The 22,434-nt window shown below is 62.2% G+C and carries 21 protein-coding genes; 8 read left to right on the top strand and 13 right to left on the bottom strand.

Annotated elements, in window-relative coordinates; all coding sequences use genetic code 11:
• Positions 1 to 213: 213 nt before the first annotated feature.
• The gene (locus tag MUU55_RS16265) at positions 214 to 1,386 is read right to left on the bottom strand and encodes an aminotransferase (protein WP_244761799.1); all 1,173 of its coding nucleotides are present in this window, start codon (positions 1,384 to 1,386) and stop codon (positions 214 to 216) included.
• A gap of 18 nt (positions 1,387 to 1,404) precedes the next feature.
• A complete protein-coding gene (locus tag MUU55_RS16260; protein WP_244761798.1) occupies positions 1,405 to 2,421 on the bottom strand; it encodes a LysR substrate-binding domain-containing protein in 1,017 nt (338 codons plus the stop codon).
• A 186-nt stretch (positions 2,422 to 2,607) separates the two neighbouring features.
• Here MUU55_RS16260 and speB point away from each other — a divergent pair, with 186 nt between their 5' ends.
• The 6 genes from speB (at position 2,608) to MUU55_RS16230 (ending at position 8,382) form a co-directional block, all read left to right on the top strand.
• Positions 2,608 to 3,657 (top strand): agmatinase, encoded by a 1,050-nt coding sequence (gene speB / locus MUU55_RS16255; protein WP_244761797.1) that lies wholly within the window; start codon positions 2,608 to 2,610, stop codon positions 3,655 to 3,657.
• A gap of 68 nt (positions 3,658 to 3,725) precedes the next feature.
• A complete protein-coding gene (locus MUU55_RS16250) occupies positions 3,726 to 4,814 on the top strand; it encodes an ABC transporter substrate-binding protein (protein ID WP_280518988.1) in 1,089 nt (362 codons plus the stop codon).
• A gap of 101 nt (positions 4,815 to 4,915) precedes the next feature.
• On the top strand, positions 4,916 to 5,950 hold the full coding sequence (locus MUU55_RS16245; protein WP_244761796.1) for an ABC transporter ATP-binding protein: 1,035 nt from the start codon (positions 4,916 to 4,918) through the stop codon (positions 5,948 to 5,950).
• Complete coding sequence (locus tag MUU55_RS16240) at positions 5,947 to 6,801, top strand: ABC transporter permease (protein ID WP_244761795.1); 855 nt, start codon at positions 5,947 to 5,949, stop codon at positions 6,799 to 6,801. Before MUU55_RS16245 ends, MUU55_RS16240 begins: the two co-directional genes overlap by 4 nt.
• The gene (locus MUU55_RS16235; RefSeq protein ID WP_244761794.1) at positions 6,798 to 7,595 is read left to right on the top strand and encodes an ABC transporter permease; all 798 of its coding nucleotides are present in this window, start codon (positions 6,798 to 6,800) and stop codon (positions 7,593 to 7,595) included. Before MUU55_RS16240 ends, MUU55_RS16235 begins: the two co-directional genes overlap by 4 nt.
• Positions 7,596 to 7,599: 4 nt before the next feature.
• On the top strand, positions 7,600 to 8,382 hold the full coding sequence (locus MUU55_RS16230) for a carbon-nitrogen hydrolase family protein (protein ID WP_244761793.1): 783 nt from the start codon (positions 7,600 to 7,602) through the stop codon (positions 8,380 to 8,382).
• Positions 8,383 to 8,436: 54 nt separating this feature from the next.
• Here MUU55_RS16230 and MUU55_RS16225 read toward each other — a convergent pair whose 3' ends face one another.
• The 7 genes from MUU55_RS16225 to MUU55_RS16195 form a co-directional block, all read right to left on the bottom strand.
• Positions 8,437 to 9,318: a DMT family transporter gene (locus MUU55_RS16225; protein ID WP_244761792.1), complete on the bottom strand. Its 882-nt coding sequence runs from the start codon at positions 9,316 to 9,318 to the stop codon at positions 8,437 to 8,439.
• Between the two features lie 72 nt (positions 9,319 to 9,390).
• Complete coding sequence (locus MUU55_RS16220) at positions 9,391 to 11,061, bottom strand: amidohydrolase (protein WP_244761791.1); 1,671 nt, start codon at positions 11,059 to 11,061, stop codon at positions 9,391 to 9,393.
• A 114-nt stretch (positions 11,062 to 11,175) separates the two neighbouring features.
• Entirely contained in the window at positions 11,176 to 12,357 is a 1,182-nt protein-coding gene (locus tag MUU55_RS16215; protein ID WP_244761790.1) for a serine hydrolase domain-containing protein, read from the bottom strand.
• 74 nt (positions 12,358 to 12,431) lie between these two features.
• Positions 12,432 to 13,466 carry an extracellular solute-binding protein gene (locus MUU55_RS16210; RefSeq protein WP_244761789.1) on the bottom strand — a complete coding sequence of 345 codons (1,035 nt, stop codon included), beginning with the start codon at positions 13,464 to 13,466 and terminating at the stop codon, positions 12,432 to 12,434.
• A 16-nt stretch (positions 13,467 to 13,482) separates the two neighbouring features.
• A complete protein-coding gene (locus MUU55_RS16205) occupies positions 13,483 to 14,295 on the bottom strand; it encodes an ABC transporter permease (RefSeq protein ID WP_244761788.1) in 813 nt (270 codons plus the stop codon).
• Positions 14,288 to 15,211 (bottom strand): ABC transporter permease, encoded by a 924-nt coding sequence (locus tag MUU55_RS16200; protein WP_244761787.1) that lies wholly within the window; start codon positions 15,209 to 15,211, stop codon positions 14,288 to 14,290. Before MUU55_RS16200 ends, MUU55_RS16205 begins: the two co-directional genes overlap by 8 nt.
• A 4-nt stretch (positions 15,212 to 15,215) precedes the next feature.
• Positions 15,216 to 16,313, bottom strand: a complete 1,098-nt coding sequence (locus MUU55_RS16195; RefSeq protein ID WP_244761786.1) for an ABC transporter ATP-binding protein — start codon at positions 16,311 to 16,313, stop codon at positions 15,216 to 15,218.
• A gap of 259 nt (positions 16,314 to 16,572) precedes the next feature.
• On the opposite strand from MUU55_RS16195, the gene MUU55_RS16190 reads away from it, so the two are divergent.
• On the top strand, positions 16,573 to 17,259 hold the full coding sequence (locus MUU55_RS16190) for a GntR family transcriptional regulator (protein ID WP_280518987.1): 687 nt from the start codon (positions 16,573 to 16,575) through the stop codon (positions 17,257 to 17,259).
• A gap of 86 nt (positions 17,260 to 17,345) precedes the next feature.
• Positions 17,346 to 17,507 (top strand): hypothetical protein, encoded by a 162-nt coding sequence (locus tag MUU55_RS16185; RefSeq protein ID WP_244761784.1) that lies wholly within the window; start codon positions 17,346 to 17,348, stop codon positions 17,505 to 17,507.
• A gap of 6 nt (positions 17,508 to 17,513) precedes the next feature.
• Here MUU55_RS16185 and MUU55_RS16180 read toward each other — a convergent pair whose 3' ends face one another.
• From MUU55_RS16180 to MUU55_RS16165, 4 genes are read right to left on the bottom strand one after another with little or no spacing between them, the layout of a single operon-like run.
• Positions 17,514 to 19,502: an oxidoreductase gene (locus MUU55_RS16180; RefSeq protein ID WP_244761783.1), complete on the bottom strand. Its 1,989-nt coding sequence runs from the start codon at positions 19,500 to 19,502 to the stop codon at positions 17,514 to 17,516.
• Between the two features lie 32 nt (positions 19,503 to 19,534).
• On the bottom strand, positions 19,535 to 19,894 hold the full coding sequence (locus MUU55_RS16175) for a cupin domain-containing protein (protein ID WP_244761782.1): 360 nt from the start codon (positions 19,892 to 19,894) through the stop codon (positions 19,535 to 19,537).
• Positions 19,895 to 19,915: 21 nt separating this feature from the next.
• Positions 19,916 to 21,301 carry an NAD(P)/FAD-dependent oxidoreductase gene (locus MUU55_RS16170; protein ID WP_244761781.1) on the bottom strand — a complete coding sequence of 462 codons (1,386 nt, stop codon included), beginning with the start codon at positions 21,299 to 21,301 and terminating at the stop codon, positions 19,916 to 19,918.
• 17 nt (positions 21,302 to 21,318) lie between these two features.
• The gene (locus tag MUU55_RS16165) at positions 21,319 to 22,434 is read right to left on the bottom strand and encodes an ABC transporter ATP-binding protein (RefSeq protein WP_244761780.1); all 1,116 of its coding nucleotides are present in this window, start codon (positions 22,432 to 22,434) and stop codon (positions 21,319 to 21,321) included.

Raw genomic sequence — 22,434 nt, 5'->3', positions numbered from 1 at the left:
GCCACCTTTCCCCTATGCCGGAGAAATCCGGCATGCGGCCTGTGTATGACCATAGAAGCCCGCGCGGTCGGCGCAAGGCACTTCATACGCGATTGCAGGCTTTTCCAACGCAATCAAGGCGTGAGGAACGATTTTGCGAATTTGCAAGCCCAGCGTAACGCTCCGAGTATATTTCAGGCCGTCCTAACTCGACCAAAAGGGGAGTACCCGCGATCAATCCATTGCGAATCGATTGAGGCGCTCCCTCAGCAACCCGATCGTCTGCGTGTCGGCATTGGCAAAGGCGAAGCGCAGGTAGCCCTCCTGGCCGGCACCGAAATAGCTTCCGGGAAGGCAGAGGATTCCGGCTTCCTTGGCAAGTTTTTCTGCAACGCGGGCCGACGGAACGCCCTCGAAAGGATGGCCGATGAAGGCGAAGTAGGCGCCGACGGCACCGACCTTCCAGGCCGGCGCGCCAGCCATGGTGGACAGCAGTGCCTCGACGCGGCGCGCGATCTCCAACCGGTTCCCGTCGCGCCAATCGGCCAGAAGCGGCAATGCGGTGGCGACCGCCGCCTGCGCCGAACGCGGCGGGCAGATCTGCAGATTATCCATGATCTTTGCCACCTGCTCGATCACGTCCGCACCCGCCGTGATGGCGCCGAGGCGATGGCCTGGAATGCAGAAGGACTTCGAGAAGCTGTAGAGGCTGATCAGCGTATTCTCCCAGCCCGCCCGGCCAAACAGATCATGCGGACGGCCCGCACCGACCGGCCGAAAATCACGATAGGTTTCGTCGAGGATCAGCCAGATGCCGCGCGCTGCGCAGAGGTCGTAGATCTCAGAGAGCAATGCCGCAGGATAGACGGCGCCAGTCGGATTGTTCGGCGAGACGAGCGCCAGCGCCCGCACATCCGGCGTGATCGCCGCGGCAATTGTCGCGACGTCGGGCAGGAAACCGTTTGCGGCATCGCAGGCGGCAAAACGCGTCTTGATGCCGAGCATCGAGAGCGTGGTCTCCTGGTTGAAATAATAGGGATCCGTCATCAAGACGGCATCGCCAGCGCCGGCAATGGCCATGGCGGCACAGATGAAGGCCTGGTTGCAGCCAGCCGTGACATGGACATTGCCAGCGGCGAGCGGCAGGCCGTAGGTTTCGGAAAGATGCGCCGCATAGGCCTTGCGCAGGCTATCCTCACCCTCGATTGGACCGTAGCCGGTATAGGCGCGCGAAGCGGCATATTCGCCAAGAAGGCGCAGCATGTCGGGATGTGGCGGATAGCCGGGAACGGCCTGCGAAAAATCGATCATCGGGCCGTTGCGGCCGTCATAGGCATCGCCCCAGGCGAAGACATGCGGGATCGGCGGGGCGGCAAGGGTTTCGACGAGCGGGTTGAAACGAGACATGGTCAGTTCCGTCAGAAATCAGGCGCGGGTCTTGCGCTGGGGGGTGGATACGGTCCGGCGCTTGACCGGAGCCGGGATCGGGCGAAAGGGCTCGGCCGTCCGCGTACCGCGACCGCGCAGCAGCATACGGGCGGAGGTCTGCGGCTCGGGCAGGCTTTCTTCGAGCGAGGCGAACAGCCAGTCGATGAAAACCTTGACGATAGGTGCCTGCCGCATGGACTGCCGGCAGGCGACATAAAAGGCGTCATTGGCCGGCACAGTCAGATCGAAAGGCACAACCAGTTCGCCGCGCGCGATGAGATGGCCGGCGGTAATCGTGTCACCAAGCGCAATTCCCTGCCCATGCAGGGCGGCCTCGGTGGAAAGACGGGCATCGCTCATGAAATGCTGCCGGCCGCGCACGATGTCGATCGCATCTGCGGCCGAGAGCCAGGTACTCCACTCGCGGCCATCGTCGCCATGAAAGAGCGTATGGTCGGAAAGGTCACGCAGAGACCGCAACGGTCGATTGTTGAGCAGGGTCGGGCTGGCGACAGGAAAGAGTTCCAGTCGAGACCAAAGCCGCGTCCAGTAATCCGGCCAGTTGCCATCGCCATAGAGCACGCTGACATCCGTATCGAGCGAACGCAGGTTTTCCGGGTCGTTCGACGCGATCAACGTGACGCGCACGCCGGGGAACTGGTCGGTGAAGGTGTTGAGGCGCGGAATGAGCCAGAGCGAAAGCAGGGCCGGCACACAGGTAATGGTGAGATCGCCACTCGTCTCCGGTTGCTTCATCAGGGCGGTCGCCGCCGCTATCTCGCCGAAGGCATTGGTGACGGCGGGCAACAGCAGAGCACCCTGCGGCGTCAGCTTCAAGCGCTTGCCGCCACGTTCAAAGAGAGGCGTTCCGAGCGACTCTTCGAGCGCCTTGATCTGATGGCTGACGGCCCCGTGCGTCACGTTCAATTCCCGTGCGGCGGCCGACACGGCGCCGCGGCGGGCGGTCGCCTCGAAGGCACGGAGCGGGTTGAGCGGCGGAAGGCGCGCAGTCATGAAGGGGAAGACCCGATATGTGAATTTTTCTCACGCCAATCGCTATAACAATGTCAATTGCTTTTCTAGCCGTTTTGTTACGATACTACGCGGAACGAGGGCAAAGACCCCGGGGGAACACATCGAAACGCTTTTGATCCGGCCCCCGGTCTGCCCGCATCTTTCATTTGCGATGAGGTAGGCACGATGAGCAGCAAGCTGGACGAACTCAAGGCGAAATACGGCGCGAGCCATGGTGGGGAGATGTTCGACCCCGCCTTCCGCAAGGTCGCCGACAAGATCTTCACCAAGAATGGCACCCGCCTTGCACCCTATGCCGGCGTCCCGACCTTCCTCTCCGCTCCCTATATGCAGGTCGATGCCAATGAACCGGATTTCGGCAACCTGCAGGTCGCCATCACCGGCGTGCCGATGGATCTCGGCGTCACCAATCGCCCGGGCTCGCGCTTTGGGCCCCGCGCCATGCGCACGATCGAACGCATCGGCCCTTACAACCACGTTCTCGACTGCGCGCCGGTTCACGACCTGCGCGTTGCCGATATCGGCGATGTGCCCTTCCAGAGCCGCTATCGCCTCGAACTCAGCCATGACGACATCGAGAAGCGCTTCAACCAGATCGTTGATGCAGGCGTGATCCCGCTTGCCGTCGGCGGCGACCATTCGATCACCCATCCGATCATGAAGGCCGTCGGCAAGAAGCAGCCGGTGGGCATGATCCATATCGACGCCCATTGCGACACCGGCGGCCTGTTCGACCAGACGAAGTTCCACCATGGCGGCCCGTTCCGCAACGCGGTGCTCGATGGCGTGCTCGACCCGACCCGCACCATCCAGATCGGCATCCGCGGCTCGTCTGAATACCTCTGGGAGTTCTCCTACGAGTCCGGCATGACCGTCATCCATGCGGAAGACGTGAGCGGCCTCGGCATTCCCGCCATCATCGAGAAGGCGAAGGCCATCGTCGGCGACGGCCCGACCTATCTCTCCTTCGATATCGACAGCCTCGACCCGAGCTTTGCGCCCGGAACCGGCACGCCGGAAATCGGCGGCCTCACCACCCGAGAAGTGCTCGAACTCATCCGCGGCCTCAAGGGTATCAACCTCGTCGGCGGTGACGTGGTGGAAGTCGCCCCGCAATATGACGCGACGACCAACAGCGCCCATGCCGGCGCGCAGGTTCTGTTCGAAATTCTGAGCCTGATGGTTTTCAGCCCTTCCGTGTCGCGGACAGCCTGACGTAGAATAACAACAACGGGAACGCTCCGGCCGGATGAACCGGTCGGCCCAACAGGAGAAAGACCACGATGCGTGATATCCTCAAGACCAATGTCAGCCGTCGCGCCGTGCTGGGCGCGGGCGTTGCCGGCGCCTCGCTGCTCGCCATGCCGGCGGTGCTGCGCGCGCAGGACAAATCGCTGAAGGTCGGCGTCTACGGCGGCTACTTCAAGGATTCCTTCGACAAGAACATCTTTGCGGATTTCACCAAGGAGACTGGCATCGCCGTCGAATCGGTCGCCGAGCCGACCGGTGAAGCCTGGCTCGTCCAGCTCGAGCAGGCCGCCAAGGCCGGCCAGGCACCGGCCGATGTCTCCATGATGTCGCAGGTCGCCATGCTCAAGGGCCAGTCGACGGATCTCTGGGCAACGCTCGACACGGCGAAGATCCCGAACGCGTCGAACCTCATCGACCATTTCGTCAACAAGTACCCGGATGGCCGCATTGCCGGCATCGGTGCCGTTGCCTGGTACATCACGCTCGTCACCAACACCGATGTCTTCAAGGAAGCGCCGACGTCCTGGTCGGCCCTGTGGGATCCGGCAAACGCCGACAAGCTCGGCCTGCTGGCGCTCGTTTCCAACTCGTTCCTGCTCGAAGTGACTGCAAAGACCCATTTCGGCGGCACCAACGCGCTCGACACAGAGGAAGGTCTCCTGAAGGCATTCGAAAAGCTCGCCGAAGTGAAGCCGAATGTGCGCCTCTGGTATCGCGACGAGGCGCAGTTCGAGCAGTCTCTGAAGTCGGGCGAAATCCCGATGGGCCAGTACTACCACGACGTGACGGGCCTTGCCGCTGCCGATGGGCAGCCGGTCCGCTCCACCTTCCCGAAGGAAGGCGGCATCATGGACTCTGGTTGCTGGGCGCTGTCGCGCGCCTCGAGCAAGGTCGAGGAAGCCCACACCTTCATAAACTATATGAGCCAGCCGAAGATCCAGGCGCTGCTGTCGCGCAAGGTCGGCACCGCGCCCACCGTCAAGCGCGACCTGCTCGACCTTACGGCCGAAGAGTTCGCAGCCGTATCGTCGGATATCGATCCGATCATTCCGCGCTATGACCTCTACACGTCCAAGGCCGACTGGCTGAACCAGAAGTGGACGGAAATGATCGCAGGCTGATAAGAGCCCGATCAAACGTCTGCAGCCTTCGATCGGCCGCCAGCGAAAAGGCTATGCTGGCGGCCGAGTGCCTTGAACCAAACGCGCCGAGCGGAGAACCAATGTCCGGACTGACCCTCCAGAACGTCACCAAGCAATTCGGCACGTTCACGGCCGTAAAGAATGTCGAACTGACTGTGCCGCACGGCACCTTCGTCTGCCTTCTCGGTCCATCCGGCTGCGGCAAGACCACGCTCATGCGCATGGTCGCCGGTCTCGACCTGCCAACCGGCGGCGCGATCAAGCTCGACGGCAAGGACATCACGAATGTCCCGACCCACAAGCGCGATCTCGGCATGGTCTTCCAGTCGCTGGCACTTTTCCCGCACCTGACGGTCGGCGAGAACATCGCCTATTCGCTGCGCATCCGCGGCGTCGGCAAGGAGGAGCAGAAGAAGCGCGTCGACGAGCTTCTGTCGATGATCCACCTTTCCGGCTATGCCGACCGGCCGGTCGCGAAACTCTCCGGCGGCCAGCGCCAGCGCGTGGCGATTGCCCGCGCACTCGCGATTTCACCGAAACTCTTCCTGCTCGACGAGCCGCTCTCGGCCCTCGACGCCAAGCTGCGCGAGGCCATGCAGGTCGAACTGCGTCAGCTGCAGCAGCGTCTCGGCATCACCACCATCGTCGTCACCCACGACCAGCGCGAGGCCATGACCATGGCCGACACCGTCGTCGTGATGAGCGGCGGCGAAATCCGCCAGGCTGCCGCGCCGGTGGAAATCTACCGCCGCCCGGCCGATACCTTCGTCGCCGACTTCATCGGCATGACGAACCTCATCGATTTCAACGCTGATGGCTCCGGGGCCAGCGTACTCGGCGCATCGATCCCCGGCCTTGCCGTTCCCGCCGGCCTGAAATCCGGCATCATCTCGATACGCCCGGAAGACGTGCATCTCACAGCACCGGGCAATGCGCCGGTCACCGGCACCGTTACCTTCGTGCGCGACCTCGGCGGCACGATCGAAACCTTCGTAGAAGCCGGTGGCAAGCAGCTCGTCGCCGTCTCCATGCCGAACGCCCGACCGGACGTGTCCGTCGGCCAGTCCGTCGGCGTCCAGCTCAACCCAGGTGACTGCGTGGTGCTCAAGTCATGAGACGCGAAGCCCCGCAAAAACTCACGGACTACGGCCCGCTCGTCTTCCCCGCGGGCATGCTGATCACCTTCTTCGTCGTGCCCTTCGCGACGATGATCGCGGTCTCGTTCTTCAAGCGCAATCCGTCCGGCTTCTACACGCCGGATTTCGTCTTCGAAAATTACGCTCGGTTCCTCAGCCTGTTCTTCGGCAAGGTGCTCGGCTTCTCGCTGTTTCTCGCCGTCACCGTCGCGATCTGCTGCATCGTGCTCGCCGTGCCCTTCACCTACCTGCTATCGCGTGCCAAGCGCAGAACGCAGGTGCTCTGGCTCGTTGCGTTGCTGTCCATCCTGTCGCTGTCTGAAGTCATCATCGGCTTTGCCTGGTCGACGCTCTTCTCGCGCACCGCCGGCATTACCAATCTTCTCGTGATGCTCGGGATCCTGGACCAGCCAGTGGCGCTGAATCCTAGCTTCGGCGCGGTGCTGACGGCCATGACCTATCAGGCGCTGCCCTATACCGTGCTCGTGCTCTATCCTGCGCTGGTGCGGCTCGATCCGACGCTGACGGAGGCCGCGCGCACGCTTGGGGCCTCGCCGATCAAATCCTTCTTCACGGTCGTCGTGCCGGCGCTCAGGAATACCATCGTCGCCACGCTGATCATGGTCTTCATCTTCGCGCTCGGCTCCTACCTCTTGCCGCAGATCCTCGGCCGACCGCAGCATTGGACGCTCTCGGTGCTCATCACCGACCAGGCGATCTACCAGTCCAACATGCCGTTCGCCGCCGCCATGGCCGTGTTCCTCGTGCTCGTCACGCTCGGCCTCGTGGCACTCACGGTCATTGCCGGCCGCAAGGGAGAAGCCGCATGAACGGGTTTCTGCAGAAGGCCTATTTCGGGCTCATCGGCCTCTTCCTGTCGCTGCCGATCATCGTCGTCGCCGGCGTTTCGGTGAATGAGAAGCAAGATCTCGCGTTCCCGCCCAAGGGTTTCTCGCTTGGCTGGTACGGCGAAATCTTCGCCAATGTCGAATGGCGCAACGCGCTGTTTGCCTCAATAACGCTGGCGGCGCTTTCCGCCGCCGTGGCGCTCCTGATCGCGCTGCCGCTCGCCTGGTTCCTCTGGCGGCGCCATGCACCCTGGGCGAACATCTTTCAGCTGCTCGGCATCGCGCCCTTCACGCTGCCGCCCGTCATCACGGCGCTTGGCCTGCTGACATTCTGGGCGGCAACTGGCTTCTACGGCCAGCCGGCCACCGCCGTCATCAGCCATGCCATCTTCTTCGTGACGCTGCCGCTGGTGACCTTGTCGCTCGGTTTCTCCTCCATCGACCGTTCGCTGGTGGAGGCCGCCGCCACGATGGGGGCGGATGACCGCACGATCTTCCGCACGGTTGTCCTGCCGCTGATCCTGCCCTACCTCATCTCCGGCTATGCCTTCGCCTTCGTGCTGTCGCTCAACGAATACATCGTTGCCTACATGACAATCGGCTTCACGATGGAGACGCTGCCGATCAAGATCTTCAACGCCCTGCGCTACGGCTATACGCCGACCATGGCCTCGGTGACGATTCTGTTCGTGGCGATCGCAGCCACCATCTTCGGCCTCGTCGCGCGCTTCGGCGATCTGCCGAAACTGCTCGGCGCCATGTCGTCAAAGGATTGAGACCATGCGGATTGCCGCCCTTCAGATGCACGCGATCGCCGGCGACGACGAAGCGAATATCGAGCGTATTGCGGCGGCAGCTGCCGATGCTGCCGCAGGTGGCGCCAAGCTGCTGATCGTGCCCGAACTGGCCGTCACTGGCTACGGGGCAGGGCAGGCGGCTTTCGAAAACCTCGCCTCGCCCGCCACGGGCGCGGTGGCCGAGAGCCTCAGCGCCATCGCACGGGAAAACCGGATCGCCATCGTCGCCGGATTTGCCGAACAGGAGGGCACGTTGATCTACAACAGCGCGCTGTTCACCGATGGCATTGGCACCAATGCCGTCTATCGCAAATCCCATCTCTATGGCGATTACGAGCGCGATGTCTTCAAGCCCGGCGTCCCGAATTCCGTGATGGTGGAGCTCGGCGGCCTCAGGCTCGGCATGCTGATCTGCTACGATGTCGAATTCCCGGAAAACGTCCGCAGGCTGGCGCTTGCCGGAGCGGACCTCATCGTCGTGCCGACGGCTCTACCGAAGGGCTCTTCCGGCACGTTCATCGCCAACCACATGATCCAGGTCCGCGCCTTCGAAAACCAGGTCTTCGTCGCCTATATCAACCATTGCGGCGCCGACGACAATTTTACCTATGCCGGCCTGTCGCGCATCGCCGCACCCGATGGCAAGCTGCTCGCCGAAGCGCCAGCGGAAGGTGAGACGCTGCTGTTCGCGGAAGTGCGCCCCGAGGACTACGCTAAGTCGCGCGCGGAAAACACGTATCTCGTCGATCTCGGCCGGCCAGCCTAGAGCAATTCCAGTAAAAGTGTGCAGCGGTTTTGCGTCCGGAATTGCGGAAACACTCTAAAGGCTGATCAGCGCCGTTCCGAATACCGCGAGCGCTGCGCCGATCCAGGCGGGGGCCGGCGGCACGATGCCGCTCCTTGCCCAGACCATCGGCAGGATAACGACGGGCGTCATCGACGACAGCGTCGAGACGACCCCGACATTACCGTGCGCCAATGCCGCCATCAGCAGCGACATGCCGAGGCCGACGCCGAGGAACGCGGAGCCGACGGCAAAACCAACCGACCGCTTGGTAATATGAGCCGACGGCTTCAAGGCAGGATGCGGCACGGCCATCAGAAGCAGGAAGAAGACCGCGGCGAGGCCCGAACGCACCGCCATTGCGGTAAAGGGCTCGACGCCACCGGCCATGGCCGGCCGGGCGGCAAGGCTGCCGAGCGCCTGACCGAAAGCGGTGACCACGCCCAGCAGGATGCCGAGCCAAGGTGTCTTGTTTTGACTGCCCTTGACCTTCGAAGACGACCGAGCACCGATGGCCAGCATGATGCCTGCCAGCACGCAGGCAATGCCGATGCCCTGCTGGCCCGACAGGGTTTCCCCGAGAAAGACGTAGCCAAGTACAACCGCGAAGGGCGAGGCGAGCGAAAAGAGCAGGGCCGTGGTGCGCGGGCCGGCCGTATAGATCGTCGCGAAATAGGTGGTGCTCGCTATGATGATGCCGAACAGGCTGGAGACGGCGAGATAACCGAACTGCCAGAGTTCCACCGTGCGCCAGCCGCCGAGGACAAGCGACACCGCAGCGGTCATCAGAAAAGCCGCGATCATCTGCAGGCGGGCAAGATCGAAGAGCGGCAGACGGCCCTGCAATTCGCTGACGAGCATGCCACTCATCGCAATACAGACGGCAGCAGAAAGAGCGAGGATTTCAGCGATATACATGGAAAGGCCGGGCAATTGACTTGCCCGGCCTATGACACGGATTGGCCCTAGACGATAGGGCCGTTTTCGGGATTACGCCTGGTAGGTGACGCGACCGTCGCAGATGGTGGTGACCGGGCGAACCGTGGCGAGCTTGTTGAAGTCCGTCGCCTCGACGTCAGCGTCGAGCACGACGATATCAGCGAGGTAACCCGCCTTCAGCACGCCCTTACGGTCTTCCATATATTCGACCCAGGCGCCATTCTTGGTATAGGCGGCCAGCGTCTCGTGCAGCGACAGGCGCTCGTCCTTCATGCCCTCCTTCCACACCTCGCGCGACATGGCGCACTGGATGCAGTTCATCGGATCGAGTGGCGAGACCGGCCAGTCGGTGGCGAACACGATCGGCGCGCCGGCATCGACCAGCGTGCGCCAGGCGAAGGCATAGGGCCAGCGGTCTTCGCCGATATAGGAGAGATACGGCTCCAGCGGCAGGCCGGCGCTGCCCGGCGGATGCGTCGGCTGCATGGATGCGACAGTGCCCAGCTCCTTGAAACGCTTGATATCGTCGGGATGCACCACTTCGATATGCTCGATGCGGTTGCGGCTATCGCGCTTGCCATTGGCCTTTATCGCCGCCTCGTAGCCGTTCAGCACCATGCGCACCGCACCGTCACCGATGGCATGCACGGCGACCGGCAGGCCGAGCTTGTCGGCGGTAATGGCGACATCGTTGAAATGCTCCTGCGAGAAGAGCGGATCGCCCTTTAGGCCGGGCTGGTGGCAATAGTCGTCGACGAAGACGGCGGTGCCGGATTCCGTGACGCCGTCCATGAAGAGCTTGACGAAATCCGAGCGCAGACGATCCGAGTTGAAGCGGTCGCGCCAGGCGGCGGCCTTGGTCTCGATGTCTGACAGCGGCATGAAGTTCTTCATGTGGAAGGGCATGCGCATGCGAACCGGCAGGCCAACGGTCTTTTCGATCTCGTCGAGCATTTCCAGCTGGTAGAGGCTGCCATCCATGTTCTGCACCGAAGTGATGCCAAGCGAGGCGACATAGGCGAGGCCTTCCTTGAGGATCTCGATATCGCCTGCGCGCTGTTCGGCCGTCACGTGCTCGGGATCGCCGCCCGTGCCCACGCCGAGCATTTCGCGGCCACCCGTTTCGCTGAGCGCGGAGACCGGACGGATGGCGTTGCTTTCGCGCAGCTCACCATTGGCAAGGCCGTCATCGCCCATGACGATCTCGTTGCCGACGCCGACGTCGCGGCCCTCAAGAATGCCGCCCATCTTCAAGGCGAGCGTGTTGGCCCAGGCGGTGTGATGGTCCGGCGCGAAGATCAAGACGGCACGATCCGGCAGGATGCGGTCGAGATGATGGCGCGTCACGCGTTCGTCGTCGGAGAGGATCGTATAGTCGGCATGCTGGGCGATCAGCAGCTGGCGCTCCGGATACTCGGCGGAATAGGCCTTCAACGCCTTGTCCAGCGCGTCAAAGCCCTTCATACCGTAGAGCGACAGTTCGCGCAGTTCGGCCGAACCGCCGAAAATATGCATATGCGCCTCGTTGAAACCCGGCAGGACCGTCGCGCCTTTGGCGTCGATCACATGCGTATCGGGGCCGGAAAAGGCATCGATCTGCGCTTCGGAACCGACGGCCAGAATGCGGTTGCCGGCAACGGCGACCGCGCTTGCACGCGGATTGGCCTCGTCCATGGTCAACACCCGCGCATTGCGGATGATAAAGCTCGCTTCGGTCTGCATGGTGTGTTCCCTCGATATTTTCCGGAGTATTTCCGGTTCGCCGGAAATACTCCGAGGTTTTTGGATTGCCGCATTGTCCGACGCCGAAGCGATCTCGCTTCGGCTGGAAATGCTCTAGATTGCCCGGCGGCAGAGCGCCCGGAAGAAGGTAAAGACGTCCTGGTTTTCTTCGTCGCCCAGCGGTTCGGGCTGCGAGGAGAATTTGACGATGACCGTTTCCGTGCTCGGATCGACATAGAGCCATTGGCCATGGATGCCGATAGCACAGAAGGCTTGGTCGGCCTCGCCGGACTGGTACCACTGGCTGCGGTAACGGCCGTTCGGCAGGTCGACATTGCGGCCCTGCTGCCAGGCTTCCCGGTCGCCGTTCTCCTGCATGTCGCGGATCCAGGCGATGGGGATGATCTGCTTGCCGTCGCGCGCGCCGTCATTGCGCAGGAGTTCACCGAGGCGGGCGAGATCGCGCGCCGTCATGGAGACGCCGCCGGCCGTGCGCGGCGTGCCGATCGCATCGACCGTGATATCGGCAAGTCCCTTCGCACCCATCGGCTTCCAGAGCAGATCGGAGGTGAGGTCGGCAAATCGGGCACCGGTCGCGCGCTCGATGATCACGCCGAGCAGGTCGGCATTCGGCGAGGCATAATAGAACGGGCCGCCATGCGGGCGTTCAGCCTTCTGCAAGGTCAGCAGAAAGGCCGCGAGGTTTTCCGGCTCGGCGCCGGGCATCGGCGGGTTCCAAAGCATGGAACGGCGATAGCGGGCGAAGGCGCCATAGGGATCGAGATAGGCCTCTTCGAAATCCAGGCTGACGCGCATGTCGAGCACGTCGCGATAGGTGCAGTCACCATAGACGCTGCCCTTGGCCTCCGGCAGGTAATCCGTCACCGGGCGATCGGGATCGAGAATGCCGTCCGCCTCCAGAATGCCGGAGATAACAGCCGTCAGCGACTTGGAAATGGAAAAGACGAGATGCGGCGCATCGGGATTGGCGTGCGCGGCATAATATTCCGCGACGATCTCGCCCTTTCGCATCATCACGAAGGCATCCGTGTGGGCGAATTCCAGAAAGGCACGCGCGGAATCAGCCCCGGCAAGGCCGGTTTCCATGGCCGCATCCAGGAACGTATCGCTGGCAAGCGGCTGTTCCGCGACGACGGCTTCGGCAGCGATCACGGCCGTCGGCACGAAGTCGCGCACGTTCTGGAAGGTCCAGCGGCTGTAAGGGGAGGTGCGCCAATTGGCGAGCGTCACATCGGCGCGGGCGAAGCCGTGCCTATCCTGAAAGGTCTTGATCATGAAAAATCCAGCCAAGGCGCGGGAAGGCGCATGGCCTTCCCGCTTGGACCGTCCTCGTTGTGCGGTGAACCCGCTTACTTCTGCAGTTCGGTCCAGAGCTTCGTGTAGAGTTCCTGCACATCCGGCGGGCAGGCAAGGTTGAACTTGCCAGCTGCCTTCAGCTCTTCCGGCACGACGATTTCCGGCGCGTTCTTCATGTCTTCCGGCATGAAGGCTTCCGAGCCCTTGATCCCGTTGGCATAACGGCCGAAGGCCGAAAGCATGGCGGCGTTTTCCGGATCCATGATGAAGTTCAGGAAGAGCTTTGCGTTTTCGACGTTCTTGGCGTCCTTCAGGATCGAAGCATTGTCCATCCAGACCGGATAGCCTTCCTTCGGATAGCCATAAATGACGTCCGGATTCTGAAGACGTGAACGGAAGGAAGCGCCGTTCCAGTTCGTACCGGCTGCGATATCGACCTTGGAGTATTTTTCGATGTTGCCGTAGTCCATCGAAAGCCACTTCGGCTTGGCGGCGGTGAGAATGTCGCGCGCCTTCTTCAGGACCGTCAGATCGCCCGTGCACGGTTCGCCGCCCGCATAGGTGACGACCATGTGCATCACGTCGGACATTTCCGGCAGCACGTTGATCTTGCCGACGAGCTCGGCCGGAGGATCGAGGAAGATAGCCGAGGTGTTCGGATCACCCGAATAGATCGACTTGTTGACCGTCACACCGGTGGTGCCCCACAGCCACGGAACCGAATAGTGACGACCCTCGTCGAAGGGAACCTTCACCCACTGCTCGTCGACGTTCTTGAAATTCTCCATCTGGTTCGGCTCGGACTGCAAAAGCAGGCCTTCCGAAATCCAGATCGGCATGACGCTGGCCGAGGGAACGACGATGTCGAAGCCATGGCCGCCCTGGCGGACCTTGGCAAGGGCGGTGTCGTTCGAGTCATAGTCGGTGATCGTCACCTTGACCTTGAACTTCTCTTCGAACTTCTTGATCATCTCCGGGCTGGTATAGTTGCCCCAGTTGAAGATGTTGAGTTCGCCTTCGGCACGCGCAATGGCGGTGGAAGCCATCATGCCGGCGGCAAGCGCCATCAATCCCAGTTTCATTTTCATCAGCTGTTCTCCTTTTCTATTCGTTGTTCTTCTGAGGCTCACGGCTCAGGAAGAAGAAGAGGGTGACGATCGCAAGCGACAGCACAAGAAAGACTGTCGATATGGCGTTCATCTCCGGTGTCACGACGCGGCGCAACTGGCCGAGCATATAGGTCGGCAGCGTGTCCTGTCCGCCGGATTTCACAAATTCCGTAATGACGACATCGTCGAGCGAAATGACGAAGGCGAGCATAAGACCGGCGAGAATGCCAGGCCACAGCAACGGCAGCGTGACATAGCGGAAAGTCTGGAACGAGGAGGCGTAGAGGTCGGCCGCCGCTTTTTCTAGAGAGAGGTCCATGCTCTCGAGACGAGCCCTGATCGGCATATAAGCGAACGGAACGCAGAACGCCGAATGCGCGACGATCAGGTAGCCGAGGCCTGAATAACCCGTCCACACTTTGACGCGCGAGAAGAGGATCAGCAACGCCACGGCCGTGACGATTTCAGGCACCAGAAGCGGCATATTGATGACGGAATATTTGAACGTCAGGCCGCGATAGGGTCCCGTGCGCGTCGTGGCGATAGCGGCCAGCGTCGCGCAGGCCGTTGCGATGATCGCAGCGACGGCCGCAATCTTCAGGGAACGCCAGGAGGCTTCCACGACCTGCTGGTTGTTCCAGGCGCTTTCGAACCATCGGAACGAAAAGCCCTCCCAGGTGGCGATCGACATGCCGGAATTGAACGAATAGACGACGAGGGTCGCAATCGGCAGGTAGAGAAGGAAGAAGCAGAACATCGCAATGGTGGCGAAGCCCGGCTGGCGCTTGATCGAGAAGGATTTAGCCATGGGCGCTGCCTCCGGACTTCGATGCATTACGGACATAATAGAGCATCGCGAAAAGCACGATGATCACGAGCGTGACGGACAGTGCGGCACCGAGCGGCCAGTTTCGCCCCTGACCGAATTGCAGCTCGATCAGGTTGCCGACCATCAGGTTCTTGCCGCCGCCCAGAACGCGCGGCACCACATAGGACGACAGCGCCGGCACGAAGACCAGGATGGAGCCGGCGATGATGCCGGGCTTCACCAGCGGAATGACGATCCGCCAGAGTACGCCGAAACGCGAGGCATAGAGATCGTAACCCGCCTCGACCAGACGGAAATCCAGCTTTTCGAGACTGGCATAGAGCGGCAGCACCATCAGCGGCAGGAAGACATAGGTCATGCCCAGCATAATGGCGAAGTCGGTGAACATCATCTGGATCGGTGCGGAGATGATGCCGATCTTCAACAGCAGCGTGTTGATGATGCCTTCCGAGCGGATCACTTCCTGGATGGCGAAGGTGCGGATGAGCATGTTCGTCCAGAAGGGAATGGTGATCAGGAACAGCCAGAGCGAACGATTATGCGGCGCACGCGTCGCGATGAAATAGGCCGTCGGGAAACCGAAGATCAGGCAGAAGATCGTCGTCGCGAAGGCAAGCTTGACGCTCCGCCAGAAGATCAGAAAATGGGCATCCGCGAGTGATACGGTATCGTCGAAGATATCGCGGCTGAAGAGAACGTTGAACCAGCCCTCCGTCGAAAACTCCCATTTCACATCGCCGTAGTTTCCGGGCGCGAGGAAGGAGTAGAGCAATACGATGACGAGCGGGCCGACACTCGCGGCCAGGATGAGGATGAGTGCGGGAGCGCTGAGAAACCAGCGATCCCGGATTTCTTTCTTTTGCCGCTGTTCGCTGACGTCCTGAGGGCTGACCATATGGCTAATCCCTCAAGATCTGGGCGACGTCGTCATTGATGGCGATGCTGACGCGCTCCTGCTCGGAGAAGCCGCAATGACCGCTCTTGGCATTCTGCTGGCGTACGATGAAGGTGCTGCCGCCATCGACCTTGACGTGGAAATGGTTGTCCGTGCCGAGATACACGATATCGTCGAGCACACCCTCCAGCATGCCCGAACCGGACGAACCGAGACGCGCATGTTCCGGGCGCACGACGATCGTCACCTTGCCTTTCGGCGTGATGCCTTCCGGATAGGTCGCATTGATTTCAGCGCCGGAGGACAGGCGAACACGGGCCTTCTCTCCGGAGACCGAGATGACCTCCGCCTCGAGGAAGTTGGTCTCGCCGATGAAGTCGGCGACGAAGCGTTCGGCCGGGCGATCGTAGATATCCCAGGGTGAGCCGACCTGACGAACCGTACCCGTCGACATAACGGCGATACGGTCGGACATGGTCAGCGCTTCTTCCTGGTCGTGCGTGACGAAGACGAAGGTGATGCCGGTTTCGAGCTGGAGGCGCTTCAGCTCCATCTGCATGGATTTGCGCAGCTTGAGATCGAGCGCCGACAGCGGCTCGTCGAGCAGGAGAACCTTGGGCCGCGGCGCAAGCGCGCGGGCGAGCGCCACACGCTGCTGCTGGCCGCCGGAAAGCTGCGTGACCGGATTGTTGCCGCGCCCGTCGAGATGAACGAGCTTCAACATGTCCTTGACGACGCTGTCGATCTCCGACTTCGGCTTGCCGAGCATCTTGAGGCCGAAACCGATGTTTTCGGCCACCGTCAGATGCGGGAAAAGCGCGTAGTTCTGGAAGACGGTGTTGACCGGCCGCTGGTTCGGCAGGAGGCGGGAAATATCCACGCCGTCGAGGAGGACCTGACCTTCGGTCGGCAACTCGAAGCCGGCGATCATGCGAAGGAGTGTGGTCTTGCCGCAGCCCGAAGGGCCGAGAAGAGTGAAGAATTCGTTCGAGCGGATATCCAGCGACACATTGTCGACGGCCTGGAAGGTGCCGAACCATTTCTTGATGCCGTGCAGGCCTATGGCGCCGCCATGGGCTGCGGTCGTTCGGGTGTCAGTCATCGGTTCCCCGTTTGTGAACCGGCGTGCCCCGAGCGTCCTCTGCCCCAAACCGCCGGCTGTCCTCTGTCCGGCCGCTAATCACGGCTCTTATGTGATAGGCTTGTCTTGCTTATGATCACAACAAACCATAATTTGATCAAATCTGTAAAGGGTCATTTTCAGCTTTGCGACATTATCAGTTCTGCGTGCAAAGCCCAGAGAATTCAGCCCAAAGACGATAACCGGCACGACCGGGTCTGGCAGACGGGAGGATATAAGCATGCTGGTCGCAGCCGGGAGGGAAGCGTCCGAATCCGCTAAACAATGGGTCTACCGCGTGTTGCGGCGGAACATCATGACAGGACAGTTCGAGCCGGGGGAACCGGTAACGATCAATGGTCTCGCCGACGCGCTCGGCGTCAGCGCAATGCCGGTGCGCGAGGCGCTGCATCGTCTCGTCGCCGAGGGCGCACTGGAGCTTCTCGACAACCGTCGCGTCCGCGTCCCGGATCTCGATCCACAACGCTTCGAGGAGGTGTTGGAAGCGCGTATCGCACTGGAAACCCGGGCCGCAGAGCGCGCCATGCCCTTCATCGATGACGTCAGGCTGGCCCGCCTCAAGGCCTTCGACCAACAGGCGGACCAGGCCCTTGCGATCGGCAATTTCAAACGGCTGGTGGAGGCGAACTTCGATTTCCACCGCTGCCTTTATGAAGCGCGGCCGGGTACCATCATGCTGCCGCTCATCGAATCCCTCTGGCTGCGGCTCGGCCCCTTCATGCGCCGGGCGGGGGAAACGCTGTCGCAAACATATCAGGTGGACCGCCATGCGGAAGCGCTCGCGGCCATCGGCAGGCGCGATGCGGAAGCGCTCAAGGCCGCCATCACTGCCGATATCCGCGACGGCACCGGCCATCTCGGTCGTGGTCATTTCGAGCGGATCGGCGTGCTTGGCAATCCGGATTGAACGCGCTTTTCTACACTCCGATACTTGCAGTCGCCCCCTCACCGCCGCTAAGTCTCTTGCCGACTCGCAGCGCGACGGAGGACGCCTTGAACGACAACAATGTTCTGAAATTCGAACCCCGCAAACCCAAACAGGAAAAGAAGCCTGTTGCGCCGGGACCGAAAAAGGGACTGGTCTGGCTTGCCGTTGTCGTCGTGATCGCCCTTGTCTGGGCCTATTATCAGTTCGTCGCGCCGGCGAGCCTGTAAGCATCCTCACAGTTTCGCTGCCACCTTCAGACCTTCATAAACGGCCTCTTCCGCCGTACGCGGCGCGAGACTGTCGCCGATGACATGCACTTCCGGCACGAGATCGTGCAGGATGCTCGAAAGATCATCGACCGGCGCGTGTCCGAGACAGAGAACCAGCGTGTCCACATCCTCGAAGAGGATCGGCTGGTCGCTCGTCGTATGCTGCATATAGACCGTACCGCTGTCACAGCCGTAGAGCCGCGCATAAGGCGTCACCCGCACGCCAATGCGGTGCAGTTCGGCAGCGATGTTGTCGCGCACATAGAGCGGCAGAAGCTCACCGGGATGCGTGCCATTGACGGCGAGATCGACGCTGCAGCCCTCGGCGACGAGACGTTCGGCAATGCCGGGGCCGATCCAGTCGCAGCGCCAGTCGACAACGACGACACGGCTGCCCGTCTTCACCTCCTTGCGCAACACCTGCCAGGCATCGACGACCTGAACGCTGTCGTCGATCGGCAGCTCAGGCCGATAGGGTTTCGCGCCGGTGGCGAGGATGACGGCATCCGGCCGTTCCGCCTCGACCAAGGCCCTGTCGACATGAACGCCGCGCTGCACGCGCACATTGGCAAGCTCAACCTCTCTGGAGAGGTTGGTGACGATGCCACCGAATTCCGAACGCCGTGGCAGAAGCTGGGCAAGCTGCGCCTGCCCGCCCAGCTGGTTCGCGGCTTCATAGAGCGTGACCTTGTGACCCCGCGCGGCGGCGACGGAGGCCGCCTTCAGTCCGGCCGGCCCGCCGCCGACCACCATAACGGATTTCGGCTTGGCGGCCGGTTCGAGCGTGCCAAATTTCAGTTCGCGGCCGGTTTCGGGATGCTGAATGCAGGAGATCGGCACGCCGCGATGGAAATGGCCGATGCAGGCCTGGTTGCAGGCTATACAGGCGCGGATGTCGTCCATACGCCCCTCCTGCGCCTTGCCGGGCATTTCAGGATCGCAGATCATCGCCCGTGTCATGCCGCAGACATCCGCAGAGCCGGCGGCAATGACGGCCTCGGCCTCCTGCGGCTGGTTGATGCGACCGGTCACGAAGACGGGAATGCCAAGCGTCTTGCGGAAGCGCGCCGCATCTCCTGCCAGATAGGCGGCACGATAGGCCATAGGGGGGACGATATGCACGGCGCCACCGAGCGAGGCGGACGTACCCGTCGTGATGCTCACATAGTCCAGCAGCGGCTCCAGCCGGCGACAGATTTCCAATGCTTCGTCGTTGGCCAGCCCCTCTTCGTCACGCTCACCGGCGCTGATGCGCATGCCGATGACGAAATCCTCCGACGTTGCGGCCCGCATGGCGGCAAGCGCCTCCTCGGCAAAACGCAGCCGGTTTTCCAGCGAGCCGCCATAGTCATCCTCACGACGATTGACGCGCGGATTGAAGAACTGCGCCGGCAGGTAACCGTGGCTGGCGACGAACTCCGCGCCATCGACACCCGCCGCATGCATGCGGCCGGCCGCCGACGCATAACCGGCGACGATCTCGTCAATCATGCGTTTGTCGAGCGCGCGCGGCATGACTCGGAAACGTTCGTTCGGCGAGACGGAGGGGGCATAGGCGACGGTCAGAAGACCGTCACCGCCCTCCATGATCTCGCGGCCGGGATGGAAGAGCTGCGAGAACAGCACGCAGTCCTCGGCATGACAGAGCTCCGCGAGACGGCGATAGCCGTCGATACAGTCGTCCTCTGTTGCCATCAGCATGTGCGAAGTGTAGCGCGCCGTCTCATGAACGCCCGCCACCTGGCTGACGATGAGGCCCACGCCGCCCTTGGCACGGGCGGCGTGATAGGCAAGCACGGCTTCGTTGACGAGGCCGTCCGTCGGCAGCGTCGTGTCGTGACCGGACGACATGATGCGGTTCTTCAGTACAACGCCGCGGATTTTCAGCGGCTGGAACACATGTGGAAACGCTGATGGCACCATCGCGCCATCGGAAGGTTCTGCTTGCGTCATCGGGATCCTCCTCCCAAACCTGTCAGGCAGCGTCAGACATCGTTCGCGAGAAAAGTATAGATCTTGCGGGTCTGCTCGTGGATCGTCCATTCGCCGCGCCAGCCGAGCGGCAGCGCGAACATTTCGCCGGCACTGATCTCCTGCGAGGTGCCGTCGCTGTTGTGCAACGTCACGCGACCGGTGAGCAAATGGCAGACCTCGGCGTTCTGCGTGCGGTCGGCGGCGAAGCGGCCGGGCGTGCATTCCCAGATGCCGGTTTCCATCTTCGCGTTGGCGCTGGTCCAGAGCACCAGCGTCGCTTCCTTCTGGTCGCCCTCGATACAGGTCGGCTTTGCCGCGAAGGCGCCGATGTCAAGCTTCAGGAGGTCGCCGAAATTCTCAAAACTGATCATGGAAATATCCTTTGAATGGGGTCAGTGACCGGTAATGCTGTCTGCAAGGCCGGCGAGTTTGGATGTATGGTCGAGGCCGGCGAATTCGCGTTCGTCCGCCATGCGATAAAGCTGGTACATGGAATGCACGCCGAGCCAGCGGAACGGTTCCGGCTCCCATTTGCGCACGGTGCGATTGACCCAGGGCAGGCCGGTCAGTTCGGTATCGCGATTAAGCACGAGATCGGCCAGCGTGCGGCCGGCGAGGTTCGTGCTGGAAACGCCGAGACCGACATAGCCGCCCGCCCAGCCGATGCCGCTGTCGCGATCAAAGCCCGCCGTCGTGCACCAGTCGCGCGGCACGCCGAGCACGCCGCACCAGGCATGATCGATCTTCAGCGATTTCGTCTGTGGAAGCAGGCGCGTGAGAATAGTGTGGAGCGCATCGATGGTTGCCTGTTGTGTGCGGCCATTGACGTCCGTCGCCGAACCGAAGCGGTAGGGCACGCCGCGCCCGCCCATGGTGATGCGGCCCTCGCGGGTACGCTGGGCATAACAATAGGCATGCGCGGCATCGCCGAGCAGTTCATGGCCTTCCCAGCCGATCTCCTTCCATAACGCCTCCGGCACCGGTTCGGTGACGATCTGCGCGCTGTTCAGCGGCAGCCAGGTGCGCTCGTGGCCGGGCAGGCCGGCGGTAAAGCCTTCGGTGGCGCGGATGATGACGGGCGCGCGCACCGTGCCGCGATCGGTCTCGACGCGGCCCTTCTCGAAGCGGGTGACGGCTGTGCCCTCGAAGATCGAGACGCCGAGCCCTTCCACCACTTTCGCAAGGCCGCGCACCAGCTTGGCCGGCTGGACGCGTGCCATGTCGCGGATGACGAAGGCACCCAGCACATTGGCAACGCGGATGCGTTTGGCCGCCGCCTCGGCGGACAGCATTTCGATGCGTTCCGACGGCATCTCCCAATCGAGATAGAACTGGTATTCCTCGCGGGCGCGCTCGAGCTGCGGCTTGTTGGTGGCGAAGGTGATGTTGTCGACGCGCAGGATATCCGCGTCGATGCCTTCGGCCTCCGTCACGCGGATCACCTCGTCGACGGTGCCGGCCATCGCGCGCTGCATATCGACGACGGCGCCACGGCTGGAGGTCTTGAGATATTTTTCACGCGACCAGCTGAAGCCGCCCGACAGCCAGCCGCCATTGCGGCCCGAGCCGCCGAAGCCGGCGAATTCGCGCTCGACCATGACGATGTTGAGCGAGGGATCGGCCTTCTTCAGATAATAGGCCGTCCAGAGGCCGGTATAGCCGGCACCGATGATGCAAACATCGGCTTCACGATCGCCGGGCAGGGCAGGGCGCTTCTGCGGCACGCCGCCGATATCGGCATACCAGAAGGAGATGTTACCGTTGGTCTTGACGTCCATGGCGGGGGCTTTCGGGTTCAGGTCAGCGTCACGTCGGCGCTGGCGTCGTCGGGGAGAAGGATGAGATCGGAGGGGAGGAAGGCGATATCAACCGTATCGCCAATGCCGAAATCGGCGGCGCCGAGCGGGCTGCGCACCACGGCCACCGTGCCATCCGCCAGCCGCACCTCGTATTTCGAGCCGGAACCGAGATAGATCGCTTCCGCAATCGTGCCCGTGAGGCGGTTTTCGCCGGGAACGACATCCGCGCCGGGACGCTTCAGGGCGACGCGCTCGGGCCGCAGCAGGATCACCGGGCGGGCATCGCCGGCAAGGCGACGATTGGCGACAACCTTCTGTTCGCCGATCGTCATGACCGTTTCATCACCCGAAACCTCAGCCGATCCACGCAACACCGTGGATTCGCCGATGAAACGGCCAACGAAAAGCGTTGCCGGACTGTCGTAGAGTTCACGGCCCGTGCCGATCTGCTCGATGCGGCCGCCGTTGAAGACGGCGATACGGTCGGAGAGGACGAGCGCTTCCTCCTGATCGTGCGTGACATAGACGAAGGTGGTGCCGAGTTCCCGATGGATACGCTTGATCTCGAGCTGCAACCATTCACGCAGCTTCTTATCGAGCGCACCGAGCGGTTCGTCCATCAAAAGCAGCGGCGGATCGAAGACGAGCGCGCGAGCGAGCGCCACGCGCTGCTGCTGGCCACCCGAGAGTTCGTTCGGATAGCGATGGGCGAAATCGGCCATCTTCACCATGTCGAGCGCGCGCTTGACCCGTTTTTCGCGGTCGTCGCCCTTGATGCCGCGCAGCGCCAACGGATAGGCGACGTTCTTGCCGACCGTCATGTGCGGGAAAAGCGCGTAGTGCTGGAAGACGACGCCGATATTGCGCTTGTGCGAAGGCAGGCCGGTCACGCTCTTGCCGCCGATCTCCAGCGTGCCGGAACTGATGTCGGTAAAGCCGGCGATCAGGTTCAGCGTCGTCGTCTTGCCCGAGCCGGAGGGGCCGAGCAGCGTCATGAATTCGCCGGGGCGGATATGCAGGTCGATATCGTTGAGGGCCGTGAAGGCGCCGTAGCGTTTGGAGGCCTTCCGGATTTCGATCGCGGCGCCGGCTGAACGTTGGGGAGCGTGCAT

The organism is Shinella curvata (assembly GCF_022899935.1).
GTDB lineage: Bacteria > Pseudomonadota > Alphaproteobacteria > Rhizobiales > Rhizobiaceae > Shinella > Shinella curvata.
This window is presented reverse-complemented; position numbering and strand designations above follow the sequence as displayed.